The organism is Maribellus comscasis (assembly GCF_009762775.1).
Lineage (GTDB): Bacteria > Bacteroidota > Bacteroidia > Bacteroidales > Prolixibacteraceae > Draconibacterium > Draconibacterium comscasis.
Map to the genome: position 1 here is coordinate 3,458,697 of NZ_CP046401.1, position 14,849 is coordinate 3,473,545.

A 14,849-nucleotide genomic window follows, 5' to 3' on the forward strand; every position below is an offset into this window, starting at 1 on the left:
TAATTATTCATATTTCAATGCCTCAACAGGATTTCTGATTGCTGCCCGCCAGCTTTGCCAACTCACCGTCAATAGCGCAATTCCCACAGCCAGTATACCGGCAATTGCGAAAATCCACCAGTTGATTTCAGTTTTGAGGGCAAAGCCTTCCAACCACCGGTGCAGAGCAAACCAGGCAAGCGGCACAGCGATGATAAATGAAACGACCACCCACCTTAAAAAGTCGCGGTTTAGTAAACCAACGACCTCAAATACTTTGGCTCCGTTTACTTTTCGTACACCAATTTCTTTGATACGGCGCGAAATGGCGTACGACGAAAGCGCAAACAAACCAATGCAGGAAAGCACAATGGCAACGATAGAGAACCAGGCAATAATCTGGTTTATTTTTACATATTCTTTATATTGTTCGTTTAGTTTGTCGTTGGCAAAAAAACACGAGATTGTTGATTCAGGTTGTGTATTTTCCCATTTTTCCTTCAGGAGTTTTATTACCTGTAAACCTGTACCCGAACGTGTTTTTATGGAAAGATAAGCCCAGTCGGAATAATTTTCCTGTTCCGAGAAAATATGGGCTACCGGCTGCATTTCATACTGTGCACCCTGATAGGCGAAATCTTCCACCTCGCCGATTATTTTATTCGGTGTACCCGACCTGGAGCTTTCGTGAATAATCTGGTTTTCAATTTGGTTATAGCCCAAAACCTGCATCGCTTTTTCATTGAGAATAAGGCTGTTCCCATAATTGTGGGTTTCGTCCGTAAATCCTTCTCCATTAATGATTTTAATCCCAAAAGTTTTAAAATAATCTCTTCCTACATATGCTTTCCTGAGATGAATGCTTTCCACATTACTTTCACCTTCAGTATAAAATGTATTATAGTTTTGGTGGTAATTTCCCGGCGTGCATTGCGAAAAACAAACCGATTCTACAAACGGGCTTGATTTTAGCTCATCGGCAATTCGTTTAAATTTTAATGAGGCAGCATTTAAATCTTGATATTCCCAGCTGGTCAATTCAGCCACAACCACATTTTCTCCATCAAATTTTGGATCATGGGTTACCATATATTGAATTTGTTTTCGCACCAAAAATGTGCCCGAAATAAGAACAATGGCAATCGCAAACTGTAATACAACAAGCGAATATCGTTTCATCCCAACTTTGCCTCCTTTAAAAATCTTTCCCTGCAAACTCTCTATTGAATTTAATCGCGACCAGTAAAGTGCCGGAGCAAATCCGGACAGCAATCCGACAGTTAGCCAGATGATCATCAGCAAAGGAAGCAGCAATTTATTTCGGATGAGGCTAAGGTGAAGTTGAGTGCCATAAAGCTGGTTAAACTCAGGTAAAAAGGAAGCTGCCAACAAATATCCAATAAACAAGGCGATAAAACTTACCATCAGCGATTCAATGATTATTTGCCGCACAAGGAAAGTTTTCCCGGCTCCAACCACTTTTTTTATTCCTATTTCTTTGGTTCTGCCCAGGGAGTTGGTGATGGTTAGGTTAATAAAATTCACCATGGCAATGCTCAGAATTCCCAAAGCAATAATACTTAAAATGATAATCAGGGTCCGGTTCGATTCCTGTTCAGCATGATAATTTTTAAAAGCCAGCAAATTTAGGTCTGCTTTATTGTTGCCTCCGGTCTGGAAATTATCTTCAGCAATTTTCTGCATTTTGCTGTAAATGGTTTCCGGTTGGGTTCCGTCTTTCAAAAGGACATACGTTTTTGAGAATGTATTATACCAGTCATGAACCTGTTTTATCCAGGGTGAAATTTCCTCTCCGGTTTCATAGGAAGTTACAATGTCGAATTTTATGGAGGAATTTTCAGGAATGTCAACCACTCCGTTTACATTCAGAAAAATATTGTCAAACCGAACCTGTAGTTTTTTGTCTGTTGCCGGATTTTCTCCGAAATATTTCTCAGCAAATTCCCGGCTAACTACCGCATTGTATTTTTGGTGAATATCATCGCCTGTTCCTTTTTCCAGAAATGGAAATGTAAATACCGAAAAAAAACCGGTATCGACGTATTGTACATTTTGGGCAAAAGCCTTTTCTCCATAACTCAACCGATACCCGTCCCAGTCAAAAATTCGCGTTCCATTTGTAACTTCGGGAATTTGTTCCAACATTTTTGGCAACAACAAGCCTTTGGTTTGTTCCCCTCCTCCTTCACGAACCCGGTATATATTTTTCAGGTTTTTGTTGAAGTGATTGTAGGTGATATCGTTATAGACGTATAGAAAGAGGATAAGAAACGAGGCAATTCCAACGCCCAGCCCCAATACATTTATTAACAGGTAATTCTTCTTCTTAAGTAAAAAGCGGAAGCTGTTTTTGAACTGTAGAAAATTCATAATGAAGGTGTTATTGTAATTAATTACAATTCCTTCCTGAATCCCGGATTTTAATATCTCCGTTTTTTTATTTACATCCGTTTTCTCTCAGACTATGACTTCATTAAAACAGGAAGAAATTTCTTACATATGTAATTGTTTTCATTTTTTGAATTCCAGAAACTGTGCCAAGCATTTAAGGTGTTGTTTGTCAGTTTGTTTTAATGTTTGTGCTTGTTGCCACTGTCTAAAAAATTAACACTCAATGTCAAAAGATTTGTCATTCATCGCCAGGGAAGAATGATTTTTTCCCATTTGATGAGACAGCTTTCACCCGGAGTAAGTTTTGGTTACTCGTATCGAAGTGCTTCTACCGGATTTCTCGTAGCCGCTCTCCAGCTCTGCCAACTAACGGTTAGCAATGCAATTCCCAATGCCAGCAAACCTGCCAATGCAAAAATCCACCAACTCAATTCGGTTTTATAGGCAAAATTTTCGAGCCATTTGTTCATTGCAAACCATGTTGCCGGACTTGCCAGAATAAATGCTATCAGTACCCATATTATAAAATCTTTGTTGAGCAGGATGAGGATTTCCGACACTTTGGCGCCATTTACTTTTCGTACTCCAATTTCCTTGGTGCGGTTTAAGCTGATAAGAAAGATTTGTCCCAAAATTCCCATACAAGTGAGCACGACCGCAATCAGCGAAAAAAATGAGATGGCTTTTGCCAGTTTTTCTTCCTTTACATACATGGCCTGAAACTGGTCGTCGTAAAATGTAAATTCCATGGGGTCATCGGGTAAAAAATTGTTCCATACTTTCCTGATTTGTTCCATTTGCCGGCCTGCATTCCCGGCAGAAAGCCGAAGCGAGAGTGTGCCGAATTCCTGCTCCGGATTATATATCAGTGCAACCGGCGTCATCTCTGAATGAAGCGATTCAACATTAAAATTATTAACAACTCCCACTACCTCATATCCTCCTTCCCGGCCGTTGTTGTATTTTTTTCCTTCAATATTCTCCCATCCGTAACGGACAATTGCAGCCCGGTTCATAATACAAGCCTTGTTTTTATCGCCGGCCATAAAATCTCGCCCGTCCAACAAATGAATCCCAAAAGTTTCCAAAAAATTATCCGACACATGAATACAATTGACCATAAACTCATTGTCCTCTACGCCGCTTCCCATACTCAAATTAATATTTCCGGGATTACCTGCACTTAGCGTGCTCCCGCTCACAAAAGGAAGTGTGGCAATTTCGTTTCCCAGTGCATTTGCTTTTTTAAATAAAAAAGGAAGTTCTATTCTTACCAGGTGTTCTTCATCAAAACCCAGGTCGTGATGTTTTACAAACTGAAGCTGTTTAAAAATAAGTAACACAGCTGCAATAAGTGCGATGGAAACGGTTAGCTGAAACGTTAACATGGCTTGTTTTATCCATTGTTTTCCCCTGGATTTTCGCCCGCCTGAAAGGAAATCGGTGATGTTAAAACGCGAAAGGATATAAATAGGAGCCAGGCTATTTAATAAAATAATAGCAAAAAAGATAGCTGCAAAAACAGGAAGCAACTGGTAAAAGTTAATATCCGAAATTTGTATGGAGCGGCCAAAGAGTGATTCGGCGGAAGGAAAAAGAATGGTAGTCAGTATAACTGAAATGAGCAATGCTATAATAATTCCCAGCGTAACTTCAATAAAAGAGTCCAAAATCAGTTGCGGTTTGCCTGCTCCGTTGGTTTTGTTAATTCCTATTTCCTTCAGCTTTGCATATTGCATTGAAATTGTATAGTTGAGGTAATTGATACTGGAAAGGAGAATAATCAAAATGCCAATGGACAGAAAAACCATAAGCATCTTCGAATTTCCTTTCGTATGTTCGTCAGCCCACCCAAGTTTTTTTGTCGAAAGATAGATGTCGGTTATATTTTGTAAAGCCAGGCTGTCAGTAGTAGTAAATTGCCCGATTGATGAATTGAGTTTTTCAGCAAATTCGTTGGGTTTAGTCCCGTTTTTTAGTAAAAGAAAGTGCTCGACAGGAAAAATGCAAACTCCGCCATTACATTCCTGTGCCATTTGGAACTCTTTATTTTCACTGTTTAAAAGAATCTCTGCCTTAAAACTGGAGTTTTCGGGGAGATCTTTCATAACAGCTGTAACCGTGGCTGTAAAGAATTCTTCTTTTACTGTGCGACCTAATGGATTTTTATCTCCAAAAAGTTTTTTAGCAAGCGACTCCGTAAGTACAGCCGAATTATTTTGGCTAAATGGTTTGTCTGCCACGCCCGCCACAATTTCCTGTGAAAAAACATCAAAGAAATTATTGTTTGTTGAAACCAGGTAATTTGCACGTATGTAGTCTTTTGTTTCAGCATCTTTTAGTGTAAACGGGAAATACGCAAATCCAAGTGGACATGTTTCTTCTATATCCGGGTAATTTTCCGAAAGTATCGTATTTAATTTGTAATCAAGTCCGGCCTTATCCTCTTTTGCATCATACAATCGAAAAATGTTATCGTAATTTGCAAAATGTTTGTCTACATTGTGTTCAGCATTATAAAACAATGCAATAAGAATACAGGCTGTAAACCCAACAGCAAAACCGCCGATGATTAAGGATGTGTACAATTTATTTTTTAGTAAATTCCGAACAGCCAGTTTTAATTTAAATCGTATCATTATCTGATTTTTTTTGTTTTACATGTTTATATCAAAGTGTTTCTATCCCGGGCAATCAGCTCTGAGTACGCGGGATTATTCATAGCGTAAGGCTTCTACCGGATTTTTTGTTGCTGCTCTCCAGCTCTGCCAACTCACCGTTAGCAATGCAATTCCCAGGGCCAGAAAACCGGAAAGGGCAAAAATCCACCAACTTAAGCTGGTTTTATAAGCAAAACTCTCCAACCATTTATGCATAGCGTAGTGTGCAATGGGTATCGCTAAAGTAAAAGCCAGCCCTACCCATTTTATAAAACGGATATTTAACATTGACATCACTTCGGATACCCTGGCACCATTTACTTTTCGGATGCCTATTTCTTTTGTTTTCCTGATAATGGTGAAAAAGCTAATCGCATACAAACCAACACATGCAATGGCTATTGAGATGATGGAAAGTACCAGTAAAAGTTTTTTTGCCTGCTGGTCGTTTAAATAATGTTGTGCCAAAACTTCGTCGTGGAATTTGTATTCAAACGGGAAATCGATATTGTATTTTTTCCATAAATTTTGAAGGATTCCCGTTACTTCAGCAATCTGGCTATTTTGTACTTTTACAAAAACATTCCCTTTATCTTTTACCAGAACCATTGCCAGTGGTTGTATCTGGTGGTGTAACGAGCGAAAATTAAAATCTTTCACTACGCCAATCACTTTATAATCACCATCAACAATTACCTTTTTACCTAAAATCGATCCTTCCCCGGTATATTTTTTTAACGCAGCTTCATTCAGCACAACGCCTTTAAAATCAGATTGAAATTCCTGGTTGAAAAATCGACCTTCTTTTATCTTCAGATTAAAGGTGTTGATGAAATCCGCACTCACGGGCATAACCGAGGTATGGAAATAGTTTGTTTTATCCATTGTTTCAAAGTAGGCATCGTTCATCCCGGGGTCATCCCCAAAATAATTGTCGCTGGTGGAAACGGATTTTACCGCACTGTATGTTTTTAAATCATCAATAAAACTCTTTCGGGTCTGCTGATTCATCGACCACATGGATAGCATCATAACATTTTCTGTATCATACCCCCTGTCTTTGTGAACCATGTAATTGATTTGTTTCTGGACAATTACAGAGGCAAGAATAATTAAACCCGAAAGAACAAACTGAAAAAAGACAAAACTGCTGTTTACAGAAAAACCTCTTTTTGAAGGTCTTTCTTCTTTGATTAGACTTAGTATCTTTTTGTTTGAAATAAATGATATGGGCAGAAAATTGGCAACCAGGTTAAAAACCAAAAGAGCAATAAAAACACCGCCAACAATTTTTATCATTTCACTACCTGAAAGAGAAATATCAAAACCAAGGAATTGGTCCAGGGTATTTTCTGCCAGCATATAAATGGCAAATGCCAAAACAAAACCAATAAGCCAGAAAATTATTGTTTCATATAAAAACTGGGAGAAAATATTGTGGCTGTTGGCACCTGTGGTTTTTTGTATACCTATCTCTTTTAGCCGGGTTGATAAATTGGCTATATTAAGATTAATAAAATTGATAGATGAAATCAAAAGAATTAACAGAGCCAGAATAATTGCTCCGTAAACATATGTTTTATTAGATGTTACAGCCGGATCGAATTTGTGGTTGCTAAAATGAATGTCAGTTAACTTTTCAGCGGTATATAAAATATACATTTCAGGAGAAACTTTGAAATCCTCCAGTGTTTTTGCGCTTGCCCCGTCAATATCGTCAACATAATGTGTATATACGGTTTTACTGATTTTAAAATTTAGTTCATCAGGAGAGATATTGGCACCGTTGGTTTTAAAATAAGTATAATAACTTTGCGAACCCCAGCCAACCTTATCCGGATTCGATTTTTCCAGCGATTGAAAAAGTTTCGCCCGCAAATGAAAATTCCGGGGTAAATCTTCAAAAACACCTGTTATAATACAATCCTCACCGCGTACTTCAACTACTTTACCCAGCGCATTTTCCTCAGACCCAAATTGTTTTTTCGCCAGGCTTTTAGCCATAATCATATTGTTATTGGCACCTAACGGATTTTGTGTTTTTGTTTCTACCGAGATGCTGAAAAAAGAGAAAAAATTAGGGTCAGCATAAACCAGATGTCCTCCGTTAAAATCAAGATTATTGTATTTTACAGAGGCCTCACCCTGGGGAAGAATTCGGGTTGCTTCGGTTATCTCAGGAATTTCAGCAGTTATTACTCCTGCCATTGCCGGGCTTGTAACTGCAAAATCTGCCTCCTGGTTATTTAATTTACCCTGCATCAGGCAACGATAAATTTTATCATGACCCGGTATACTTTTATCAAAACCGGTCTCATAAACCACATAACCTGCCGCAAACAAGATAACAGCAAATGAAATACTTAACCCAAACAATTTTGCAAACGTCAGAACCCCGTTTTTACGGGCATTTCTAAATGCTATTTTTAATTTGTAAAGTTTCATTTCTTTTTTTTGTTTTATTTATTCATACCGCAATGCTTCAACTGGATTTCTTGTTGCTGCGCGCCAGCTTTGCCAGCTCACAGTTAACAACGCAATTCCCAGTGCCAGCACCCCGGCCAATGCAAAAATCCACCAATTTAAACTGGTTTTGTATGCAAAACTTTCGAGCCATTTGTTCATGGCAACCCAGGCAACCGGACTTGCAATAACAAATGCAATAAATACATAAAGCGTAAAATCTTTATTGAGTAGGATGAGTATCTCCGATACTTTGGCGCCATTTACTTTGCGCACGCCAATTTCTTTACTTCTGTTCAGGCTGATGAGGAAAATTTGCCCCAAAATTCCCATGCAGGTGAGTACAACCGCAATCAAAGAGAAAAATGAAATCGCCTTTCCGAGTTTTTCTTCTTTTACATACATTGCCTGAAACTGATCGTCGTAAAATGTAACATTCATGGTCTCGTCAGGAATGAGTTCATCCCAGATATTTCGAATCTGTTTGAGCTGCTGTCCGGTATTTCCAGCAGCCAACCTCACTGATAATACATTGTACTGTCCCTTCTGAGTATCGTAAAGTAAAACCGCTGGCTCAATAGTCTGGTGCAACGATTTTACATTAAAATTTTGTGCTAATCCAATTACTTCGTATCCACCTTCAATCCTGTTATTGAATCTTTTTCCTTCAAGATTTTCCCATCCGTATTGTTTGTATGCTTCTTCGTTTATTATACAGGCTTTCCCTTTATCTCCGTCCAGAAATTGCCTGCCTTCCAAAAGTTCTATTTCCATGGTACGTACAAAGTCATCATCAATAAAAATGCAGTTAATGTCAAAGCTATTTTCACCGGTGTTACTCCCCATAGTGTTGTTTATCATTCCCGGGCAGCCAAAACTCAATGTGTTGCTTTTTACAAAGGAAAGCTTCTCCGTTTCCTGTTTTAAAGCCGGTAAATTAGGATTGTTAAACGGGAGGTCGATTTTTACCAGCCTCTCTTCATTAAAACCCAGATCAAAATGCTTGACGTAACCAAGCTGTTTGAAAATAACCAGAACTACCGCAATCAATGCGATAGATGCCGTAAGCTGAAAAGTCAGAGTTATTTGTTTACTTACTTGTTTTCCACGGCGTTTTCTTGAACCGGAAAGAAAATCAGTAATATTAAACCTTGAAACAAGATATACGGGCGCCAAGCTATTCACCAGGATTATGATAAAAACAATACCCATAAAGAAGGGTATTATTTTTAAGAAGTCAAGGGTGTGAATATGAAGTTGTTTTCCAAACAATGTTCCGGTAGTGGGTAGCAATAAAATTGCTAACAAAAAAGAAAAAATCACCGAAATCAAAATTCCTGTCGCAACCTCGGTAACCGAGTAGGCAACAAGCTGTCTCCAACCTGCCCCAACAGTTTTGTTGATCCCGGTTTCTTTTAATTTTGAATACTGAATTGAAACCACATAATTCAGATAATTTATACTCGACAGCGCCAGAATAAGAACTCCGATAAATAGAAAAATTGTTAGCATTTTACTATTTCCTTTAGAGTGAGTGTCGTACTGGGAAAGTGAAGAAAGATAAATGGCGGATAAATTTTGCAATTCCGGGTCTTTCAATTCAAAATCATAGTTGTTAATGGTTTGCTGAAGCCTTGCTGAGAATTTGTTTACTTCAGTACCTTTTCTGAGCAGAAGAAAATGGTGTGTGAGAAAAACACAAATTCCATTATTACAGGCTTTAGAAAGTCGAAAATCTTCATTTTCGCTATTTAAAAGGATTTCGGCCTTAAAGGTTGAGTTCTCCGGCAATTCCTTTATCACAGCCGTAATAGTAGCTTCCAAATAATTAAAAATGGTGAGAGATTGTCCAACCGGATTTTTGTCACCATACATTCGTCTGGCAACAGTTTCTGTAATAACTACTGAGTTGTGTCCTGAAAACAGATCAGCCGACAAACTTGAAATAATTTGCGGCTGGAAAATCTGAAAAAAATTGTTGTTTGTGCTGATAATGTTGTCCACACGTGTGTCAGTATGTGTCTGTTTGTCAACCACCGAGATTTCAAATCCGCTAAGATAATTTACCGGACACGCGATTTCTATTTCCGGATAATTTTCTGCGAGAACCGGAAACAATTCATAATCAAGGTCGAAGTCTTTTTCGCCTTTGTCATAGAGTCGGTAAATTTGTTTGTAGTTGGCGAAGTCTTTGTTTACGCTATGCTCCGAATTATAGTACAAGCCAATTAAAATGCAGGAGGCAAAGCCTATCGAGAAACCTCCGATGATGAGGATGGAATAGAATTTATTTTTTAATAAACTCCGAATTGCCAGTTTTAAATTTAAAAGTGTCATTTTAAAATTTTTTTATTTAACCTTCATGCTTCCAGCCCGAATAATGTGGATTACTCATATCGTAATGCTTCAACCGGATTTCTGGTAGCTGCTTTCCAACTTTGCCAGCTAACTGTAAGTAACGCAATTCCCAAAGCCAACGCTCCGGCAAGGGCAAATACCCACCAGCTTAAGTTGGTTTTGTAGGCAAAGTTTTCCAGCCATCTGTTCATGGCGTAATATGAAACAGGTATCGCAACGACAAACGATACAGCCACCCATTTTATAAAATCTTTATTGAGTATCGCGAGAATTTCAGAAACCTGAGCGCCGTTTACTTTGCGGATGCCAATTTCTTTGGTTCTCATTTCAGCAATAAAAATGGAGGTGCTAAACAAACCCAGACACCCGATAAAAACAGACAACATTGTTACCAGAAGAAAGACCTTGCTAAATTTACGGTCTTCTTTGTAAAGATTGTTTAGTGTTTGGTCGAGAAAATGGTACTCAAAAGGCCAGCCGTTGGCAAGGTCATTCCAAACAGTTTCTATTTTGGCGAGTACATTTTGCAACTGTTCGCCGTTGTCAGTCTGCAGGTTCAAATACAAAATTTCCAGGTTCTCAGGTTCAGAGCAGATAAAGCCAATGGGGCCGATGGCGTGGTGTAAAGATTCAAAATTAAAATCTTTAACAACACCTATTATTTCGCCCGATGCCTCATCGTAAGAACTTATGTAGGCGTTTTGTATGTCTTCGATTCCGTATGTTTTGATTGCAGCTTCGTTAAAAATATGCTCCCGCTCATGAATGGATGAAGAACGAAAATTAACGCCGTTGACGATTTCTATCCCAAAAAAATCAAAGAAATTTCTATCTACCCTCATGGCTTCATAGCCGATACGTTTTTCTTCACCGTTGTTGTTCAGCGACATGCCCCAACCCATTTCCGACTTGCCCAGTGCCTGAGAGGCCATTGTTATGTTTGTGACTTCAGAAATACCGGACAATTCCTGTTTTATAGTTTTAGCCTGTTCAGCTAATTTTTCGTGTAGCGGAAGGTAAACGATATTGTCCTTTTGAAATCCCATGGAGTGGTTTTGCATAAAATTGTTTTGCTTGTTAATTACCAGCGAAGCAATAATTAAAGCAATGGAAAGGGTAAACTGAACCACGAGCAAAGCGTTCCGGAGATTTTCCTTTTTTCCCGGAGTGTTACTTTTTAAAACTTCAAATAGATTTTTTTGATGAAAATAGGAAGCAATAAAAACAGTTGAAAAGAAAAGAGTAACTGTAACAATACAAAATCCTGTAACCAGTGTATTGATTTTTAAAAAGCTTGAAAAATGGAATGATGAATCAAACAATTGGTTTAACAGCGGAAGCGAGATCATAATCAAAAGGGCTGCGAAGAAGAGGGTGATAAAAAGAACAGGAATAATTTCGCTTACAATTCTGATTAACGATTGCCATGTGCCGGCCCCCATAACTTTATGGATTCCGGCGTCTCGCGATTGTTTAATTTTTTGTGCCGTATTCAGATTAATAAAATTGATAAGTGCAAGGAGAAATACAATGATCATTACTGTACCAAGTACTTTTACTCTTCTCATACTGCCACTCAACAAAACATCACTGTGTTGTTCTGAAAAGTATAAGCTTTTATATGGCTGTAAAAAGATTTTTCCCTTGTCCTGTTTTGCCCATTCGGGAGCGGCAGAGTGAAATGCTGTATTAAGCTGGTTTTCGATATTTGTTTTAGAGTGGGCGGAGACCAGAGATACAAAAGCTTCATAACTTGTTTGTCCCCAATGGTCTGTTTTGTACCAGGCAACATTACTCTCCAGCGCCGCAACAGGGATTATCGCGTCAAATTTCATTAAGGCTTCAAGTGGCAAATCTTTAATAACAGCAGCTACATTAAAATTCATTTCCCCAAAACTACTGGTTCTGAATTTTAGCGTTTTACCAAGCACATCAATCTTTCCAAATATTTTTAATGCTTCGGTTTTTGTTAAAATAATATTATCGTCGACTGCCAAAGCATCATCAAGAGCTCCGGCAATTATTTCATAATTAAATACATCAAAAAAGTATTTATCGGCATAAAGAATTTTCCCTGCGTTATACTGGTTTTTATCCACTTCGTAGTAACTTCTGTCCGACCAGTCTTCATGGGTTTTTGTTATACCCTTTATTTCAGAAAATTTACCGGTGAATTCTTTGATACTGCGCGATGACCAGTAATTTCCTTTCTCAGCACTAAGCTTGTATAGGTTTTGGTAGTTTTCTACTGATTTTCCCCGGTTTAACTCGGTGAAAATAAATGTGCTTAAAAAAAGTGTCAGGGCGAAGGCCACACTTAGTCCCAGCACATTGAGCAGCAACTGGCGTTTACCTTGCAGCAGCTGCCGAACAATTCGTTTTATTGAATATTTGAACATGGCCAATATAATTTAAGTTATTCCTACCTAAGTATTTCAACCGGATTTCGTGTCGCTGTCCGTCAACTTACAGCCCCCTATGGGGGACTTTGAACCGGTGTACATTTTTGCATCTCTTTATCATTATTGTTTTTTTAATCTCGCAAATCTTAGTTCCTCCTCTTTGTGGAGGTTCGGAAGGGCCTTACTCATATCGTAAGGCTTCGACAGGATTTCGTGTTGCAGCCCGCCAGCTTTGCCAACTAACTGTTAGCAGTGCGATTCCCAGAGCCATTAATCCGGCCATCATAAATATCCACCAGCTTACTTCGGTTTTGTACGCGAAATTTTCCAGCCATTTATTCATGGCGAACCAGGCAAGCGGCGTAGCAATAACAAAGGCAACAAGTACCCAAATCAAAAAATCTTTGTTAAGCAGGGCAACGACTTCTGAAACTTTTGCACCATTTACTTTTCGTACGCCAATTTCTTTTACCTTCTGCTGGATATAATATAGCGACATGGCAAAAATCCCCATCGAAGAAATGATGATGGAAAGCAATGTGAAAGCCCCAATTAGTTTTGAGCGTTTAACTTCGGTTGAATACCACTCGTCAACACTTGAGTCGACAAACCCAAACTCCATTGGTTCCCCTCCCGTAAACGAGGCTTGCTTTTCCCTGATTCTTTTTACCGTTTCAATAATGTTGGCATCACTTATTTTTACTGCGATACTCCAGGGGAAATCTTCGTTAGTCATTTGCCGGATAATTGCCGGGCCAACTTGTTCGTGTAACGACCTGAAATTAAAGTCTTCGACAATACCTAAAACAGGAATTTCATTGTCATAATATTTGAAAGAGCTTGGGTTTTCTCCCAATTCAAGCAATTTCACAGCTGTTTGATTAATCCATACTCCATTTTTTGAGTAGGCGACTCCTGTTTCATTTATTTTCAAACCAAAAATTTTGAGATAAAGGCTGTCGCCCCTGAATTCCTGAAAACTAACCGGTTTTTCGTTATAGTTAAACGACTGGTTGTTTCCGCCATCAATGGGCATTCCCATACAGAAGGAAGCCTCTTCAACACCGGGAATCGATTTTAGTTCGTTGCGAAATGCTTCTCTTTTATTGGCTTCAATGGTGTTATCCATCCAAAAAATGTTGTCTTTGTCAAATCCCATGTCGTAATTCTGCATAAAATTCGACTGTTTTGTAATGGTTAAGGTGCTTACCAATAAAATAATAGCGACCGTGTATTGAAAAGCAATCAGGACTTTGGAATAACTTTTACGGGTTTTAAATGCAAAGCTGCCTTTTACCACCTCAACCGGATTAAATTTGTTTGCCACCAGTGCCGGGATAGTTCCGGATACCAAGCCCGTTGCGCCAATGATTAAAAGCGAGGAAAGGACAAAAGCACCGCTAAATTGATTAGTAAGATTGAGATCCGTGTCCATTTGGTTGTTAAAAAAGGGTTCTGCAATTAATGCCAGGGCTATAGCTATTAAGGCAGCAAAAAAACTTAATGCAACAGATTCTGATATTTGTTGATAAACCAAGGCACCTTTTGAGCTTCCAATCAACTTTTTAATGGCAATTTCTTTGCTGCGATTCCCGGCCTGCGCTACCGTAAGATTGATATAATTTATAATGGCAATTACCAGGATTAGTATAGCAATTCCTCCAAACATGAACACCGAACTTTTGTTATTTTGCCGGATTGCCGGCCCCCTGGAATTACTAAAATAAACATCAGTAAGGGGCTCAAACTCGAGTTCTTTCGAAAAGCCTTGTTTGTACATCCAGTAGTCCTTTTTAAATTGCTCAAGAATTAAGGGTGCTTTTGAAGGTAAATCGGCTCCTTCTTTTGCCAAAAAATAAACGGCAAATGAACTGTTATTATTAGTGGTAAGAAGTTCCGGATAATTCCAGAATTCAGCCAGCATATTAAAAGTAATTATTGCATCAAACTTTTCAAATTGAGTATTCTGTGGCATATCCTCAATAATTCCGGAAACGATAAACGATTTATCATTCATTTGGAACGATTTCCCCATCGGATTTTCGTTGCCAAAGATTTTATGGGCAAAGGTTTCCGAAAGCACAGCTTTGTCTTTGGTTTTTAAAACTTCGCGCGGATTGCCTGAGATTAAATCAAACGAAAACATAGTAAAAAAGGCAGAATCAGCTAACAGGTAGTTCATACGCGTTTGTTCATCTCCCGGGAAAACTGCGTTCCCCGACATATTTTTTATACGCGTGTAGGCCTCTACTTCGGGCAGCTGATTTTCGATATATTCACCGGTGGGTGCACCAAAAGTGGAACCCTCTTCCCGGTAGAGTCTGTAGAGCCGGTCCTTGTTTTTATGAAACTGATCAACAGAAAGTTCCTGTTTTATATAAACAGTTAACAATAATACAAACATTAGCGATACGGCAAAGCCTGATATGGTGACAAAACTGTACAGTTTATTCTTGCTTAGAAATTTTATAAAGGATCTTAATGAATTACGTTTCATAAATACTGTTTCTAATTGTTTCAATTTGTTTATTTGTATCTCAATATTTTAATTGCAGGCGAGATCTCCTCTCTCCTC

6 protein-coding genes are annotated in these 14,849 nt (G+C 38.6%); all 6 read right to left on the bottom strand.

Features of this window, described 5'->3' with window-relative positions; genetic code table 11:
• Positions 1 to 3 precede the first annotated feature (3 nt).
• A complete protein-coding gene (locus GM418_RS13660; RefSeq protein WP_158867206.1) occupies positions 4 to 2,370 on the bottom strand; it encodes an ABC transporter permease in 2,367 nt (788 codons plus the stop codon).
• Between the two features lie 329 nt (positions 2,371 to 2,699).
• Positions 2,700 to 5,030, bottom strand: coding sequence for an ABC transporter permease (locus GM418_RS13665; RefSeq protein WP_158867208.1), 2,331 nt, complete (start codon positions 5,028 to 5,030; stop codon positions 2,700 to 2,702).
• 75 nt (positions 5,031 to 5,105) lie between these two features.
• Positions 5,106 to 7,496, bottom strand: coding sequence for an ABC transporter permease (locus tag GM418_RS13670; protein WP_158867210.1), 2,391 nt, complete (start codon positions 7,494 to 7,496; stop codon positions 5,106 to 5,108).
• An 18-nt stretch (positions 7,497 to 7,514) separates the two neighbouring features.
• On the bottom strand, positions 7,515 to 9,851 hold the full coding sequence (locus GM418_RS13675) for an ABC transporter permease (protein ID WP_158867212.1): 2,337 nt from the start codon (positions 9,849 to 9,851) through the stop codon (positions 7,515 to 7,517).
• A gap of 50 nt (positions 9,852 to 9,901) precedes the next feature.
• Positions 9,902 to 12,271, bottom strand: coding sequence for an ABC transporter permease (locus GM418_RS13680; RefSeq protein WP_158867214.1), 2,370 nt, complete (start codon positions 12,269 to 12,271; stop codon positions 9,902 to 9,904).
• 184 nt (positions 12,272 to 12,455) lie between these two features.
• Positions 12,456 to 14,771, bottom strand: a complete 2,316-nt coding sequence (locus GM418_RS13685; protein ID WP_158867216.1) for an ABC transporter permease — start codon at positions 14,769 to 14,771, stop codon at positions 12,456 to 12,458.
• Positions 14,772 to 14,849 lie beyond the last annotated feature (78 nt).

Coding starts and splice junctions, on each gene's coding strand:
- GM418_RS13680 (WP_158867214.1), bottom strand. CDS start 12,271: ATGTTCAAATATTCAATAAAACGAATTGTTCGGCAGCTGCTGCAAGGT.
- GM418_RS13685 (WP_158867216.1), bottom strand. CDS start 14,771: ATGAAACGTAATTCATTAAGATCCTTTATAAAATTTCTAAGCAAGAAT.
- GM418_RS13670 (WP_158867210.1), bottom strand. CDS start 7,496: ATGAAACTTTACAAATTAAAAATAGCATTTAGAAATGCCCGTAAAAAC.
- GM418_RS13675 (WP_158867212.1), bottom strand. CDS start 9,851: ATGACACTTTTAAATTTAAAACTGGCAATTCGGAGTTTATTAAAAAAT.
- GM418_RS13660 (WP_158867206.1), bottom strand. CDS start 2,370: ATGAATTTTCTACAGTTCAAAAACAGCTTCCGCTTTTTACTTAAGAAG.
- GM418_RS13665 (WP_158867208.1), bottom strand. CDS start 5,030: ATGATACGATTTAAATTAAAACTGGCTGTTCGGAATTTACTAAAAAAT.